We start from the raw sequence: 16,240 nt of genomic DNA, 5'->3' as shown, positions 1-16,240 counted from the left end.
AGCTGCTGTTGCACGTGTTGCACCTCCCCAAATATGCCGCTTTTTCCCGGTGGACCGGCCGGGAGCGCCAAATGCTTACCCCAGTGCCAGCGCAACAGGGTGCAACAGTGCAACACCCGCAACATGGGGGACCGGCGCAGGACCATCCCCCCCTGCTTCCATACGTAAGACCGCGCGGGATCCTTATGGCCGGCCGGCGATTGCGCCGTCGCGAGATGGCATTGCGTGTGCAGTCGAAATCTGACGCATTTTCGCGTGGGACGAGCCCACGATGGAGATAGGAAACCATGCAGTCGGATATTCGGCGAGACATCCTGCTCGCCTTGCGACACGCCGTACGAGCGCCCATTGCCTTCTGTTTCGCCGCCTCGGCGGAAAGTGAAGGCCACGTCGAGGGACTGCATTCGGTCGACGGGAGTTTCACCGAGCTCCCGAACCAGTGCCCGCAGGCCCTGGCCGACACGTTTCGCTTTCCCATTGCCTTTGCTTACACTACGTCGCGTTACTGCATCGCTGCGACCACGCTGGCCGAGTCTCCCACCTTCCTCGAAGGTGCGTATCCCCTCGTTCCGTCGAATGGGAATGCGCTGCTCCTCTATTTACGTTTGGGCGATTCACTCTTTGGAATGGCCGGCCTCGCGCGACGAAGTGACGATGTCCGCTTCGACGATAACGATGTCCAACACCTCGAGCAGATTGGACCTGCGCTGTCCTCGCTCACCATGCTGCACACCCACGTGCTGCATCTGCGGCGCGAGCGCTCACTTCACGTGCCGCCGCCCCCGCAGACGCAGACTCACTTGCAGGTGCCGGTTCAGACAATCCCCACGTCCCTCTCCGAACGCGAGCAGCAGGTCGCGCGGCTGCTCGCCGATGGATACAGCTGCGTGAACACTGCAGCCGTGTTGAACCTCAGCGAAAACACGGTGCGTACGTACGTGCGGCGGCTCTATCGCAAGCTCGATGTCACCAACCGCGTCGACCTCGTGCAACGGCTCATCATCTCCCCCGTCTCACCCGCCACGGGGTGATCACTTCCACGGGTCGGACGAATCGAAGGCAGGCTTCTTTCGCTTTGCCCACGGATCGTCCGCCCCCGGCTTCGCCGCACTCGAGGAGGCGGGCGCGCTCGTCGGGGGCGCGGGCTGGGCGACCGCCGCCGTTTGCGGCGCATTGCGATCACCTTTGTCTCGCTTTGGGGCAGCAGCCCATTGACGCTCCAGCGCAAGGTCGACCGCCGCCGTCTCCGACGAGAACTCCACCCGCACCGATTTGGACGCGAACCCCGACGCCTCCGCCCGCACGCGATGGCTCGCCCCATCGCGGACGAATTTCCCGGTGAAGGGGTTTTGCTCCACCTCGATGCCATCGACGAAGATCTTCGCCCCGGGCGGCTCGGCGCGAACCGTGAGCTCCGTCAAAGTCGATGCGGGTGCCACTACGCCCGACGAAGGCGCCGCCGCGCTCGACGATGACGACGGCGCTGCCGCTACCGTTTCCACGGATTTGGCACCGGCGGAAGAACGACTCCGCCATGCGACGACCGCCCAGGCCGCGACCATCAAGGCAACCACGCCGAGCACGCGCGGCGACCGGTACCACGGCGCGCGCTCGGGAAGATGGCTCACGAGAAACGGCGCCTCGGACAGCGATTGCGAATGCCCCGTGATGATCGAGGACGAGAAACGCTCGTCCCGAATCGATGTGGGCAACAGGGATTGCAAAAGCGGCACGCTGGGCACGCCGTCCTTCGACGCGGCTGCACCGCGCATGCGCTCCTCGATGGCCGCGCGAACGGCCCGCCGCTCGTCCGCAAAGTGCGTACTCACTAGAGCACCGAGCTCCCGCGGTGTGGCGTGCGCGTGCTCGGCGGCAAGGTAATCCTCGATGGCCGCGCGAAACTCGTCGGCGCTTTGGTAACGAGCGGCGGGATCCGTGGACAGTGCCTTCATCACCATGTCATCGAGCACGGCGGGAACCGCGGCGTTCACCTCGCGCGGACGTGGAATGCGCGATTCGACGACGCGCCGGTAGACCTCGATCTCGTTCACCTCGCGACCCCAAAGGCGCCGCTTCGTCACGGCTTGCCAGAGCATCACGCCGGCCGCGAACACGTCGGTGCGGCGATCGATCTTCTGCCCGAGGAACTGCTCGGGGGCCATGTACGTGAACTTGCCCTTCAACACGCCGGTGCGCGTCTCGGAGCGGGAGCCGGCCACTTTGGCGATGCCGAAGTCGAGGACTTTCACCTCGCCTTCGTAGCCGACCAAAATATTGTGCGGGGACACGTCCCGGTGGACGATCTCGAGGGGGCTGCCGTTGAAGTCCTTCAGCTCATGGGCAATGTGCAGCCCGGCGAGGGCCTCGGCGATCACCTTCAAATGAAGTCGCAACGGGATGTCGCCCTTCGCGGCACGGAAGATGCGCTCGAGCGTCTGCCCGTCGACGTACTCCATGGCCATGAAATAGGCCTCGCCCTCGCGGCCGATCTCGTTGATCTGCACCACGTTGGGGTGGTTGATTCTGGCCGATACACGGGCCTCGTTGAGGAACATCGCCACTTGCTCCGGCTCGCCGGCGAGCTCGGGGCGAAGTTGCTTGATGACCTGCAGTTTATTGAAGCCTGCAGGCCCTCGCACCACCGCGAGGTACACGACGGCCATTCCACCGCGGCCCAATTCGAGTATTGGACGATACTTGCCCGCTGCTGGTAGCTCGTTGGCCACGACTCCCGTCACGGGCACGAAACGCTACCGGCAGGTTTCCATTCGCACAAGCTGCAAGATTCACACAGGCTGCAGGAATATTTCAGGTTGGGTGAACGCGAAACTTACTTCGCCGTCACCCACATGCAAGCACGCTCGGAAAGGCCACTCCAATTTGGCGGTCTTGCTTTATGGTGGCCGGTGGAGCGCGGGGAGGAGAAGCATGCAGCCGAGGGGTGAACATTGATCGATCAGGCAGCGCCGCTCCCCGCGGATGCTCGGTACGAGCCAATATTCGAACTAGGGCGAGGCGGTATGGCAACGGTTTACCTTGCCATCAGCCGCGGGCTCGGGGGCTTCAACAAGCTCGTGGTGCTCAAGCAGCTCCGCTCGGATATTGCCGGCGATCCGGAGTTCCTCCCCATGTTGCTCGAGGAGGCCCGCATCGCGGCCAGAATCAACCATCCCAACGTGGTGCAGACCAACGACATCGGGTTCGATGGGCGCGCGCACTACATTGCGATGGAGTACCTCGAGGGGCAGACGCTGCACGACATCACCCGTCGCCTTTCGGAACAGGGGCGCCGTTTGCCGCTGCCGCTCTATTTGCATATTCTGGCCCAAGCGCTGCGAGGGCTCCATTTCGCGCACGAACTGGCCGGTTTCGACGGTACGCCCCTCGCCATCGTTCATCGTGACATGACACCGCACAACGTGTTCGTGACCTACGAGGGCGTGGTCAAGGTGCTCGATTTCGGCATTGCCAAAGCGGCCGACTCGAAGAACGAAACGCGAAGTGGCACCTTCAAGGGCAAATTGCGCTACATCGCGCCGGAGCAGGCACTGGGCATTCCCATCGATCGCCGCGCCGACATATTCGCCATTGGAGCGATGATGTGGCACGCACTCGCAGGCAGCCGCCTATGGAAGGACGTGGCCGAAACGGACGTCTTGATGCAGCTGGCGAAGGGCGATATCCCGAGCATCGCCGAGGTTGCCCCCAGCACACCGCCCGACCTTCTCGCCATTTGCCAGCGTGCCCTCGCACGGCGGCCGGAGGAGCGCTTCGCGACCGCCGCGGAAATGATGGAGGCGCTGGAAACGCATACCGCGCACGTGCAGCCGCGCGAGCTTTCGCAATTCGTGAGTCAGCTTTTCGAGGAGCGGCGAGCCATCGTGCGCGCGGCCATCGATCAGCGGGTGCGCGAGGGGCTCTCGGGAACGGAGATCCCGGTGCTCGCAACGGGGCACTCGGCGGTGACGAACTCGGGGCCCTCGATACCGAGCCTTTCCGGCGCGCGCGCGCTTCCGAGCAGCCCCTCGAATACAGCATCGGGCTCGTCCCACTCGTCCAGCTCGCGCGGAAGCACCTCGCCGTTCGCCTCGCATCCCGCGCGCGCCTCGACGCCGCCCTCTCCCATTCGGCGGCATGCCGTGGGGGCGATTTTCGGCGTTGCGGCGGCGGTGCTGGGTTTCACCGCGTACAAAATGGTGGGCCCATCTTCCTCCGCGGCGAACAAAGCGCCGGCACCCGTCGCGGTGGCGAGTGCGGCGCCTTCCGCGGTGCCGCCACCTGCGAAGCCCGCGGCGGACAAGGCGCATCTTCGCGTCACGGTAACGCCGGCCACGGCGAACATTCGCCTCGACGGAACGTCGTTTTCCGGTGATGGCCAGGTGACACGCGACGGTGCATCGCACCGCCTCGAGATCGACGCGCCCGGATTCAAGCCCGAGTCGGACTACGTCGTCTTCGACCGCGACGAGCTGGCCATGGCCTACACACTTGCGAAGAAGGATGCGCCGAGCCGGGGGCCCTCGCGCTCGAAGAGCAAGAGTACGCCTTCCGCCTCCGCAGCTACACCGGCAGCGCCCGAGCCTGCCCCGTCCGCGACGCAGAGTGCCGCGGCGGCGGCCCCTTCTTCGACCGCGCCTGCGACACGCAAGCGCCAGCCAAAGACGTCTCTCGATTCCGCGGATCCGTGGAAATGACACTTAATCCGGTGAGGTTGACTATGCGCATGATTGGGCGACGCAGGCTTGTTACCGGCGTCTTCGTACTTGCTTTGGCGATCGTGGGTTTCAATTGCTCGTTCGTCGTCGACTCCGCGACGGCGCAGTGCGATACCACCGCAGATTGCACCCGTCGCGGACCTGCCTTTGCCAATGCGACGTGCAACACGTCGACCCATTATTGCGTCACCTCGGGCCAGGTCGGGGGCGATTGCAAGAAGAACCAAGACTGCCTCGACGCCCACCCCGGCGAGCCGTGGACGTGCCGCAAATCGGATCTCACGTGCGCGAAGCTCACCTCGGCGGAGTGCCCCGCTTACCTTGCGGATCCGGCGGACTTGGCCAACGACAATGCGATCATCTTGGGAACGATCCTCGATCGAACGGGAACGGCGGGCCCGATTGGCCAGGCGATGGAGGCCGCCTACAACCTCGCGCGACAGGATTTTCGTGATGGCGTTTCAGGCCTTCCCCCGGCGGTCAGTGGCGGTGGCCGCCGGCCCTTGGTGCTGGTGAACTGCGACGAAAACGCGGCGGCGCCGGCCAACTCGGATCCGGTCAGGGCGGCCAATCACCTCGTGAACGACTTGAAGGTGCCGGCGATTCTCGGAGGCTTTTACAGCTCGACGACGATCAAGGTCGCGCAAAACGTCACCATTCCGCAGAAGGTGCTTCTGGTAACGCCGGCGTCCACCAGTCCCCTGGTCACCGATCTCCCGAGTGCGGATCCTCGCCTCGTGTGGCGAATGGTACCGAACGACATCATTCAAGGTGAGGTCGTTCCCGAGGTGGTCAAAAAATTGGAGGCCGCCATTAGGAACGACCTCGCGCTGCAGCCAACGGACAAGATCCGCGTGGCCATCGTCCACCGTGGAGATGCTGCAGGCAGCGCCATTGCGACCGAGGTGGTCAATAATCTCACCTTCAATGGTGCGAAAGCGCTGGAGACGGCCAACAAGGACTATTTCAAGAATTACGATTACGGGGATCCGCTCCTCAATCCCAACGACTCGGAGGCGAAGTACGCGGATTTCGCAGGAGACATTCGCCAGACGTTCTGGCCCCACATCGTCATCACCGCCGGATCGACCGCGGAGGTCGTGACCAAGATCATGAAGCCGGCGGAGGAGAAGTGGACCCAGCCGGGTTGCGGCACCGGCACGAACAAGTGCTATCGGCCACGGTACCTTCTGGCCAATTCGAATTTCCAGGCACAATCCCTCCTCGATCTGGTCGGTCAGAACACGGAGTTTCGCCATCGGGTACTCGGGCATGTCGCGCAAACCGAGGGTGCGAATCTGAACGCCCTGAGGTCTCGCTACGAGACGGCCACACGCGTTCCCTTCGTTCCGCTGGTGCCGTTCGCGTACGACGCTCTGTATTTCACGGCGTATGGGATCGCGGCGGCGGGTCAGACTTCCCTCACCGGCGCCGCGATTGCGCAGGGTTTCGCGAAGCTCGTGCCTCCCAACACGGGTACGGTCGACGTAGGCCTGAACAAGATCCCCTCGGCGCTCAATACCCTTGGGACCGGCGGCGGCATCGACTTCAACGGCGCCTCCGGCCCGCTCGATTTCGACACGAAGACCGGCGATGCGCCGTGCGACGTCCAGGTCTGGTGCATCAACAACAATAGCTCGGGCTTCAACAACTCGGGCTACTACTACAGCGCCAAAGTGGGCAGCATGCAGGGCAACATCGACCCTGCCAAGTGCCCCTAGTCGACGCTAGAACTTGCCCTGCGTGACGACCCCAAAGGGCGTCACGCCGAGGCTGACCGAGGGCGCTTCCTTGTTGGCAGCGCCCTCGCCCTTCCATGTGACGGCTTTGACGGTGAGCCAGGTGGAGACGCCGGCGCCGACGATCGTGGCGCCGAGCAGAACGTCGGACGCGATCGAGAACGTCTTCACGTCCTTGCTCTGGGAATCCATCTTGCTCGGATCGGGATCCGGCGCGTTGCGGGCGTCGGACAGCTTGTTCGATTTGTCGAGCGCCACGAAGCCGGTGATGCCTGCCGCGATGGCCAGTGCTCCGGTCACGCCCCATCCGACCCATGCGCGGGTGACCCACGGATTCGGCTCGGTGGGCTCGACCGGCGTTGGGGCAAGTGCGCCCTTGGGCGCGGACGCCCCGAGGTTGGTCAAACTGAGCTCGACGTCGCCATTCTCGCCAACCGCGATGTTCACGACCTTGGTCACGGGCGCGTAGCCCTCGCGCGTGGCGGTGACCTTGCGATGGCCCGGATTGACGCGGATGCGGCCGACCGGTGCCTTCCCCACGGGGACGTCGTCGACCGAAACGTCGGCGCCGGGCACGTTCACGCGGACATCGAGGTTGGCGACCAGCCCTTTGAGCTGGGACACGTACTTCTCGACCTCCGCGCGGCGCGGGTCGGCGATGTCGGTGCCGCCTTCGGAGAGGTAACGTTCGAAGGCTTTCAGCGCCTGCGCGAAGTCGTTCAACTCGCGGTGGATCAGGCCGATGTTGTAGAGAATCTTGTAGCTGGGGGCGAGCTGGTTGGCCTTCTCGCACTCCGCCAGCGCCGAGTCGTACGCCTCGGTGTTGAACAGCTCGAGGCAGTGATCGTAGTGCCGGCGGGCGGCGTCTTTGTCGCCGGCCCCTGGACTCGATGCTGGTGTCCCAGGGGCCTGCGCGAAAGCCGAAACACTGACGAGGGAGAGGGCCGAGAAGGCAGCAACGTGGATAAGGCGCACGCCCGGAGAATCACTCGAAACGGCAGCCCATCGCAAGCCCCTAACGCTACTGCGGGACGTTACGTTCCGAACCGAAACGCTCGTCGAATGTCAAACCGCGGCAGCGTGACAATCGCGGCGGGGCCGCCGCGGTGCCCGTGCTGACAGGCGAGAGTCGCCACCACGTTTTGCGACCCTCGCAGCAGGCGGTGGACGAGGGCGCGCTCGCCGGGATTATTCCGCTACCGCGGTTCGATTCAAGCGACGAGCTTGATTTGTAATGTAACCTCCCGCCGATAACGTCAGTCTTCCTCGGGAATCGGCGCGGTCATTTCGAGGCGATCGAGCGCCTCGACTTCCACGGTCGCCCAATCGACCGACACCTCGAGAACGTGGCCGCCAACGCGGTGGTTATCCGACACGAAGTGAAAATGGTAACCGGTAGCGTTCGCGGTGCCGAGGTAGGTGGGCAGCCGGAAGCCGACCATGGTCCCGCGGACGTTGGTATTCGTGAATTCCACCTGCGTCTTCACCGCCTCGGCGAGCGTCGGATAGGGAATCGATTGTCGACGCGGCGCCCGCGTCTTGATGGTTGCAAATGAGCCGTGCACCTTGAGGGCGTACATACGGTTCTGGTCGGGAACCGCATTGGTCACGAATGTCCGCAATGCTTCGTAATTCGCCAGTGGGGACTGGACGACGTAATGCGAGTCGGGTCGAAAGTCGGTGACGGCCGCAAAGGGCACGAGATCGTTCCGGTGGGCGACGCGCAGAACACCGTCGGAGGTAAATCGATAAACGACGCCGTCGAGCACCATCATCTCGCCATCGAGTGCGTTGTACGTGCCGAGGCCAAAATCGCCGTTGCGTGCTACGTCCTTCGCCGTTGCGGGACCGTCGAGAACCGCGCGATTCAGTTGATCGAGTGTTCCGAATTGAACCAACGTCGGGGAATGGTGGTGTCGATGCCGCGACTCACGCGAGCTTTCTCCATTCTCGATGGTCGCTGCAGTGACCATGCTCTCCGTGCTTTCGACCTTTTCGGATTCGCCGGGCGGCGCTGCATAAGAAGAAGAAGGCGAGGACGAACATGCAAAAAGGCACGATGAAAGAACGAATCCAACGGCGCCCAATACACGGAAACGCAACGACATGTAGGACCTCCTTTTTGAGGCTCGCTTGGCGATTTATTTCGTTGTCATGCATGGCCCCGCACGCGGGGCTCGGTCACACGCGCCTGCCCGTAATCGTCCGCGACGACACGGGAATTATGGCGAAGCATGGAGAGACTACGCACGTGCGTAAAACGATACAAGTACGTTCGAACGAGAAAGATCGACATCCTTACGCCTCATATCGGACTACAGAAGCGTAAAGTATCGTTCCTCGACCGTGATTGCGCGCCGCACATTCTGTCAGCTCGCTGGGCTCGCGTTGGCCGGGGTGACCGTGCCTGACGATCTCGAGATGCGCGATATTCGCCTTCCGGGAACCTTTTCGAAACGAATGACGCTGTTTCTGCCGAAGCAGCCGCCACGTGATGCAGGGGCGCGTGATGCAGGCGCCAGCGATGCAGGCGCCAGCGATGCAGGCGCCGGAGGGACCGCACGACTGCTCGTTCTTCTGCACGGCCTTGGGGAGACGACCGAGGAGCGCGCAGGCGCTTACGCATGGATCGAGCGCTACGGGTTGGGAACGGCCTATGCGCGACTGCGTCATCCGCCGGTCGTGCGCACGTCCCGGCGCGAGGACATCACCGATGCGCGCCTCGCCGAGATCAATGTGCAGCTCAGCGCAAAGCCGTTCGGAGGGATGGTCATCGCCTGCCCGTATCTGCCCAACGTGCACGCGACGCATACGCCGCTCGACGAGGTGGCGCGATGGATCGTCGAGACGGTGGTGCCGCGCGCCCGCGCGGAGTCGGACGCAACCGGCCACCCTGCAAGCGCCACCGAAATCGACGGCTGCTCCCTCGGGGGATACCTCTCGTTGGAAATCTTCTTACGCCGACCCGAAGCGTTCAATGCCTGCGGCGGCGTCCAAAGCGCGATCGGGGAATCATCGGCCGCGCGCTACGCGGAGCGATTCGCCAAGGCGATGGCCCGCGTCGGTCCGCGCGATGTGTACCTTGCCACCAGCTCACGGGATCCATTCCGCCTCGGAAACGAGGCCCTCGCGCGTGAACTGGGCAAGCGTTCCATCCGTCATACGCTCCGCGTGCTCCCCGGCCCCCACGATCAACCATGGCTCCGCGAATCCGGGACACTGGATATGCTCCTTTGGCACGATCAGAGGTAATGCGATTATCGCGGACGATGTCACTTCGTTATCCAAAACATTCAAAGCTAAACCGTTAGAGTCGGTATTGGTTTTCGTCTTCCAAACGTTACACTCTCGATCGTTTTGCTTAATGGGGGAGCTTGGCGGGGATACCCATGTACCGGAGTTATTGGATCGATCGAGTCGGCGTGGTCGTCTGGACGACCGTGGAGATCGAAGATGCGTTGGCGCTTCGGCGTGAAATGCATCACCGCCACGAGCGACTGCGCGTCCCGCTGGTGCTCGTCATGGACTTTCCGGAAGGGCTACCCTTCCCCGGCCCGCAAGTGCGTGCGGCCCTCAAGGAACATGGCACCCCGAGCCTCAAGCTTTGCTCCACCGCGTTCAGCGTCATCGAAGGAACCGGTGTGGCGGCGAGCCTTTTTCGCACGGCGAACCGTGCCCTGCTGACGGTCATGGGGCTCGCAAAGACGTTTCGCACCTGCGAAACGATCGACATGGCCTTGGAGAGTCTTCCCCCGGAGGTGAAGAGCGCGAAAGATGGGCTGCGACGCCTGCTCGAGAAAGATGGCGTCCTGCTCGCGCCATCCGAGCTGCAGCCCTGGATTCCCGAATGAGGCCTCCCATTGCTCAGATTGAGTCGATTTTTCAAATTAGCTTTGCCATATCTCGTAACCCTTACCGCCCTCGCTAATCTTCATGCAGGACCGGCCCCGCAAGCGGGGCCTGGGCATGCGGGACCGTCGCACCCGCCAGATGGCGAGGAGCTTTTCGACGAAGAGACCTTCGCAGGCAACGGCCGCACGTGCGCGAGCTGTCATCGCCGCGATGGTCGTGACGTCACGGATATCGACCCCGAACAAGTGCAAAGGGTGTATCGGCATCGACCGAAGGACCCGCTCTTTCGAAGCATCGACAGCAACGACGGCAAGGGGAACGACTACTCCCTTCTCCTTCGCGATGCGACGTTTCGCATTCCCTTCGTCCTACCGCCCAACGTCACCGTCGACGAACGCGACGACAACGTCTACCAGGACGCGCAAGGACGCACGGTCGTGGTGCTTCGCCGTGCGGTGCCCTCCGTGCGCAACATCACCTTCGAAGATCATTTGATGTACGACGGACGCGAAAACGCAGACCTTGCACATCAAGCCATCGCCGCCGTGCAAACGCACAACGAGCCGGGTCGGTTGCCCACGCAGCGCGAAGCCGAGGCGATGAGCGCATTTCAACGAACGCTGTTCACGAGCCGGCAGCTCGAGCGTTACGCCGAGGGCGGGCCCCCACCCGAATTGCCGCACGGATCCACGCCGGCACAACGCCGCGGGCGTCGCTTTTTCGAACAGCGCAATGCCCCCGACGGATTGTGCGCGATGTGCCACAGCGGACCACTGCTCAACACAACGAACGTGTTCAATCCCATCGAAGGCCCCAATCGGCGCATCGCGGGCAACTTCTCCAGCGAGCTGAATGCCAACGGCTACCCGGCCTACACGTTCCATTTCGAGATGCCCGATCACACCGTTCGGACGATTCGCTCTCCGGACCCGGGAAGGACCATCATCACTGGCGATCCCTGCATCGATGATCCGGCGGCGTGCACCATCAACCCCGGCAGCACTGCGTCCATTTTCAAGATTCCTACGCTCTGGGGCGTGTCGAATACCGCGCCGTACTTCCATGACAACTCGGCGAAAACGCTGGAAGAAATGATGGTGCACTACCAGCGGTTCTTCCACATCACCGCCGTCGGACTGCAGAACCCCGACTTCGAGATCGACGATCAAGAAGCTTCGGACATCATCGCATTCCTCAAGCTTCTTTGATCGAAGGGGGCGACTCCGCTTTTACGTAGAGAGAAGTGAGCCAGCACGAGGCGGTTTGGACTCTGAACGGCAACTCGTCCACCGAACCAACATCCGTTCGATCATTATTGCGATTTTCGAAATATCGATGTTGGAGCGACACTGGGCATATTGCAGTTCACTTTTTATTGAATAAGTCCACTCGACTCGTCACCTCATCGGTCCAATAGTCGGTGGATCGATGGGGGGCTCCATTCTTTCGCCACAGCGAAAACGCTGTCGCTTACCGAGAGCCGAGCATGGAAGCTTCCGAGCACTTGCAGATCGTCGAAGAGATTCACGGCGAAGCGCGCCGGCGAAAGCTCTTTTTTCAACAATGCACCGATGATGCGCTGATGGAACGGCAGGTCACCGTCAACGGACGCCATCTGCTGTCATTCTCGTCGTGTTCGTACCTTTCGCTGGAGAATCATCCTGCGCTGGTGCAGGGCGTGCACGATGCAGTCGACCGATATGGCACCCAGTTTTCTTCGTCGCGCGGGTACCTTTCGGCGCCGCCATACGAGGAGCTCGAAGCGCGGCTTTCGCAAATTTTCGACGGGCATGCGCTGGTCGTTCCCACTACGACCTTGGGTCACCAGTGCGTTCTTCCGGTGCTGGCCAGTGAGAAGGACGCGCTGATCCTCGATCATCAAGTGCACCAGAGCGTGCAGGTCGGCGCCACCATGGCGCGCGCAGCCGGCACGCGCGTGGAGGTCGTGCGCCACGGAGAGCTGGAACGCGCATGCGACTTGGTGGCGCGGCTCGCGCGACGCATGCGCACGGTATGGTTTGCCTGCGATGGCGTCTACAGCATGTACGGCGATCTCGCGCCGGTTCGCCTCCTGCAGCAGCTTTTGGACATCGCGCCGAACGTGCGCATTTACGTCGACGATGCGCATGGAATGAGCTGGGCCGGCCGGCACGGGCGCGGCAGCTTCTTGTCGCGCATGCCCCTGAGTCCGCGCATCGTGCTGGTCACCTCGATGGTGAAGGCGTTCGCGGCCGGTGGCGCGGTGGCGGTGTTTACCGATCCGCAGGAACGCGAGCGGGTGCGCATGTGCGGTGGACCCATGCTCTTTTCGGGGCCGCTGCAGCCGCCGATGCTCGGCGCAGCGCTGGCATCGGCGCGCGTGCACTTGTCCGAGGAGATCGTGAAGCGCCAGAACGAGCTTCGCGATCGGGTGGACCTGTGCAATCGCCTCATCAAGGAGGCCGGCTTGCCGCTCTTGGTCGAGAACGAGTCGCCCATTTTCTTCATGCGACTCGGGCTACCCCGAGTGGCCTTTGCGGTGGCCGAGCGGCTGATGGCCGAAGGCCTTTACGTCAACGTGTCGATTTATCCCTCGGTGCCCATGAAGCGGGCGGGCATCCGGCTCGCACTGACCAGCGCCCATACGCCGGAAGATGTGGCGCGCGTGGTCTCCGCGCTCGCCCGGCACGTGCCGGACGTCATGGCGCGCGAGGGTCTCTCACGGCGCGAGCTCGATGGTCTCTTCGAGCACGCGGTCCCCTCGGAGTCGCTGCGCAGCAGCGCGTACGAGCGCGCGCCATCCCGGCGGCCACGGCGGCCGGTCACGATGGCCGCCCCGCTCATGGTGCAAGTGAGCCGCACGATCCACGAGGTGGATCGCACGCTGTGGAACGGGACGCTCGGAGGCGTGGGCGCCTGCAGTTGGGATGCCATGGCCACGGCCGAGAAGCTCTTTTCGAATCAGCGGGAACCTCAGCACAATTGGAAATTCTGGTACGTGGTCATCCGCGAGCAGAACGGAAACCCCGTTTGCGTCACGCACTTCACGCAAAGCCTGAACAAGGACGACATGTTGATGCGCGCCGAGGTGTCGGAGGCCGTGGAGGCACGGCGCGCGCGCCAGCCGCACTTTCTCTCGTCCGAGGTCATCATGACCGGCTCGCCCCTTTCCGAGGGCAACCATATTTACCTCGACCGGCGCGGCCCGTGGCGGGCGGCACTCGATTGGATGCTTCACCTCGGCCACGAGCAATACGAGGCCGCCCAGGCGAACATGTTCATGCTCCGCGACATGCCCGACGGCGATGTGGAGATGGATGCGTTCATGCTCGACCGCGGCTTCGTCAAGATGCCGATGCTCGATTCGCACCGGCTCGAGATCCATTGGAAGGACGAGAACGAGCTCGCCGCCACGCTTTCCAAGCGAAAGCGGCAGCATTTGCGCCTGCAGATCGACCGCGCCGCCCTGTTCGACGTGCGTTCCCACGGCGCGGGCAGCGACCAACGCCAGCCTCTCGACGCCGCGGAGCAGGCGCACTTGTGGCGGCTTTACCGCAACGTCGCGACGCGAAAGCGCCGGTTGAACGTGTACGAGTTGCCCGAGGACATGGTGGCGGCATTTCTCGCGTCACCGGCGTGGGAGGTGGTCACGTTGCGCTTGCCTGCATCGGCGGGAGGTCCGGCCGATGGCCTGCCCATCGCGTGGTACGCCGCCCATGTCCATGGCGAGCACTACGCACCGTTCCTGTGCGGATTCGATTACCGCTACGTGCTCAGTCATGGCGCGTACCGGCAGGCGCTCTATCAAATGGTGGTGCGCGCGAGGAAACGCGGCAAGCGCGTGGTGCACCTCGGCATGGACGCGGACATCGAGAAGAGCCGCTTTGGCACACGCGCGATCAAGAATTGCATCTACGCGCAGGTACGCGACCACTACAACGGCGCGGTGCTGCGCGAGATCGTTGCCGAAGTCGGCGTGGGCTCCGCGCCCCCCGCATCGTGCCGGGCCACCGAGTTCCGGCAGGATTCGGTCGCATGACCGAATCGCTGCTTGGCTCGTTGATAAGGGAACCCGACCTTTTTACAGTCGGGGCGAGTGGATTCGAACCACCGACCCCCAGACCCCCAGTCTGGTGCGCTAACCAGGCTGCGCTACGCCCCGTGCTTCTCGTGATGCGGTGAAGCGGGCGCCAAGCTAGTCGAACCGCTCATAAGCGCAAGCCCGATTCATCCGAAAAGCTCTGCGTACGCTTCTTCACGGAAGCCCACGAGCACTTGCGAGCCTTTCACGAGCACGGGACGCTTGACGAGTTTGCCATCTTCGGTCAGCCACCGCGCGATTTCGGCGTCCGACGCGGCGTCGAACTTGGTCTTCCCCAGCGCGCGGTAGCTCTGGCCGCTCGTGTTGAGCCATTTGCGCACGCCGATGCCGCTGGCCGGGATCCACTTGGCCAACTCGGCCGAAGTGGGCGGCTCGTCGACGATGGGGCGCACCTGCGGCTCGATCCCGTGGGATTTGAGCCACTTGAGGGCGTTGATGCAGGTGGAGCACTTCGCGTACGCGAGAACCGTGACGCTATCTTTCGCTTTGGCCATGGCGGCCGGACGCTAGCACGTCGCCGCGTCAGCCCGCGTCGCCGGCGTCGCCGCCGTCCACTGCGCCGCCGTCCAAGGAATGGCCTATCCAGAGGGAGCGCGACGCCGCGCCCGGGACGACGCGGATTTCGGGCGTGGGCTCCTCTTCGGGCGTCCTTGCGTGCGCGCAGCCGGTGAGGACGAGCACCGCCAACACGGCAAGGAGATACCGCGCGAGGGCCTGCGCCTTGGGAACGAGAGTGTCGACCTCGATGAGCTCGTCCTTCGTGTGAAAGCCGGTGCCGCGCGGACCAAGTCCGTCGATGGACGGGATGCCGATGTCCGCCGTGGTGCTCGCGTCCGAGCCACCGCCGATGAGCGCGGCCTCGCCGTCGCCCAAGCCGGAAGCGCGGGCGCAGTCACCGTACGCCCGAAGGAGCGCCGCGCTGGCGTCGGTACGCTCGAGCGGGCGGCGGGCGATGCCACCCTCGATGCGGACGCTCGCACCGGCGATGTCCCGCCCGGCCTCGGCGGCGGCCTCGTGAAAGGCGGCCATGAGGCGATCCGCATCGGCATTCGTGACGAAGCGCGCATCGAAGAGGGCCTCGGCGTGGTCGGGCACCGTGTTCTTGCCCTGCCCTCCCCCGATCTTGCCGCAATTGACGGTGATGCCGCGATCGTAGTCCGTCCAACCTTGCGCCTTGTCGATGAAGCGCGACAGTGCCCAGATGGCGTTGACCCCATCGCGGTGGTTGGCCCCCGCGTGTGCGGCCTTGCCCGAGGCAATCGCGGTGATGCCCGCCGTTCCCTTCCGGCGCGTGATGATCGCGTCGGCCTTGCGACCGGCCTCGAAGACGAGCGCAGACACCGAACCGCGCGCGGCGTCTTGAATCACGCGGTAGCCTTCGGGCGAGCCCACCTCTTCATCGGCCACGATGACGAGGCGCAGGGCCGGAATCGCATCGAGGCCCGCCGTTTCGGCGACGGCGCGCAGCGCGAAGGCCACCACCACGAGCCCACCCTTCATATCGAGCACGCCGGGACCGCGCGCGAGCGCCCCATCGCGGCGGTAGCCCTCGAAGGTCCCCGGCGGAAACACCGTATCGAGGTGCCCCACCAGCGCGATGGGCGAAGCGCCGGCGGCACCTTCGCTCGAAAACACCAGGTGATCCGCGTAGCGCTGGCTCGGATGCACCGCGCAGCGAAGGCCAGGGATGGCAAAGGTCTGCTCGCGCAGACGCGCCCCCACGATGCGGCCACCCTCCGCGTTGTCGGTGAAGGAATTTTGCTCCACCAAAGGGCGAAGCGCCTCTTCCATCTCCGTCGTCTTACCCTCGAGCCAGCGTGCAGCTTCTTCCGCGCGTTCGTTCGCAGCCACGG

12 protein-coding genes and 1 tRNA gene are annotated in these 16,240 nt (G+C 63.8%); 7 read left to right on the top strand and 6 right to left on the bottom strand.

The features are described 5' to 3' along the window. Positions 1-287: 287 nt before the first annotated feature. Complete coding sequence (locus tag LZC95_15785) at positions 288-1,031, top strand: helix-turn-helix transcriptional regulator (protein WXA98287.1); 744 nt, start codon at positions 288-290, stop codon at positions 1,029-1,031. Here the strand turns inward: LZC95_15785 and LZC95_15780 are convergent, their stop codons facing one another. Beyond that, the gene (locus LZC95_15780) at positions 1,032-2,738 is read right to left on the bottom strand and encodes a protein kinase (protein WXA98286.1); all 1,707 of its coding nucleotides are present in this window, start codon (positions 2,736-2,738) and stop codon (positions 1,032-1,034) included. Positions 2,739-3,020: 282 nt separating this feature from the next. Between LZC95_15780 and LZC95_15775 the strand changes: the two genes are divergently transcribed. Together LZC95_15775 and LZC95_15770 are read left to right on the top strand one after the other, a co-directional pair. Next, positions 3,021-4,694, top strand: a complete 1,674-nt coding sequence (locus LZC95_15775) for a serine/threonine protein kinase (GenBank protein WXA98285.1) — start codon at positions 3,021-3,023, stop codon at positions 4,692-4,694. A 29-nt stretch (positions 4,695-4,723) separates the two neighbouring features. Then, positions 4,724-6,436, top strand: a complete 1,713-nt coding sequence (locus LZC95_15770; protein ID WXA98284.1) for an ABC transporter substrate-binding protein — start codon at positions 4,724-4,726, stop codon at positions 6,434-6,436. Between the two features lie 6 nt (positions 6,437-6,442). Here the strand turns inward: LZC95_15770 and LZC95_15765 are convergent, their stop codons facing one another. Both LZC95_15765 and budA read right to left on the bottom strand, forming a co-directional pair. Next, positions 6,443-7,429: a PEGA domain-containing protein gene (locus LZC95_15765; protein ID WXA98283.1), complete on the bottom strand. Its 987-nt coding sequence runs from the start codon at positions 7,427-7,429 to the stop codon at positions 6,443-6,445. A gap of 281 nt (positions 7,430-7,710) precedes the next feature. Next, entirely contained in the window at positions 7,711-8,562 is an 852-nt protein-coding gene (gene budA, locus LZC95_15760) for an acetolactate decarboxylase (GenBank protein WXA98282.1), read from the bottom strand. Positions 8,563-8,800: 238 nt separating this feature from the next. On the opposite strand from budA, the gene LZC95_15755 reads away from it, so the two are divergent. The 4 genes from LZC95_15755 (at position 8,801) to LZC95_15740 (ending at position 14,324) form a co-directional block, all read left to right on the top strand. Beyond that, the gene (locus tag LZC95_15755) at positions 8,801-9,706 is read left to right on the top strand and encodes a hypothetical protein (GenBank protein ID WXA98281.1); all 906 of its coding nucleotides are present in this window, start codon (positions 8,801-8,803) and stop codon (positions 9,704-9,706) included. Between the two features lie 137 nt (positions 9,707-9,843). Further along, complete coding sequence (locus tag LZC95_15750; protein WXA98280.1) at positions 9,844-10,305, top strand: hypothetical protein; 462 nt, start codon at positions 9,844-9,846, stop codon at positions 10,303-10,305. A 42-nt stretch (positions 10,306-10,347) separates the two neighbouring features. Continuing rightward, positions 10,348-11,514, top strand: coding sequence for a hypothetical protein (locus tag LZC95_15745; protein ID WXA98279.1), 1,167 nt, complete (start codon positions 10,348-10,350; stop codon positions 11,512-11,514). Between the two features lie 278 nt (positions 11,515-11,792). Next, positions 11,793-14,324, top strand: coding sequence for a bifunctional aminotransferase class I/II-fold pyridoxal phosphate-dependent enzyme/GNAT family N-acetyltransferase (locus LZC95_15740; protein WXA98278.1), 2,532 nt, complete (start codon positions 11,793-11,795; stop codon positions 14,322-14,324). 48 nt (positions 14,325-14,372) lie between these two features. Here LZC95_15740 and LZC95_15735 read toward each other — a convergent pair. The 3 genes from LZC95_15735 to LZC95_15725 form a co-directional block, all read right to left on the bottom strand. Further along, a tRNA-Pro gene (locus LZC95_15735) sits at positions 14,373-14,447 on the bottom strand. 65 nt (positions 14,448-14,512) lie between these two features. After that, on the bottom strand, positions 14,513-14,881 hold the full coding sequence (locus LZC95_15730) for a Spx/MgsR family RNA polymerase-binding regulatory protein (GenBank protein WXA98277.1): 369 nt from the start codon (positions 14,879-14,881) through the stop codon (positions 14,513-14,515). Positions 14,882-14,909: 28 nt separating this feature from the next. Continuing rightward, on the bottom strand, positions 14,910-16,238 hold the full coding sequence (locus tag LZC95_15725; GenBank protein ID WXA98276.1) for a M20/M25/M40 family metallo-hydrolase: 1,329 nt from the start codon (positions 16,236-16,238) through the stop codon (positions 14,910-14,912). Positions 16,239-16,240 lie beyond the last annotated feature (2 nt).

The organism is Sorangiineae bacterium MSr12523, assembly GCA_037157775.1.
Lineage (GTDB): Bacteria > Myxococcota_A > Polyangia > Polyangiales > Polyangiaceae > Pendulispora > Pendulispora brunnea.
This window is presented reverse-complemented; position numbering and strand designations above follow the sequence as displayed.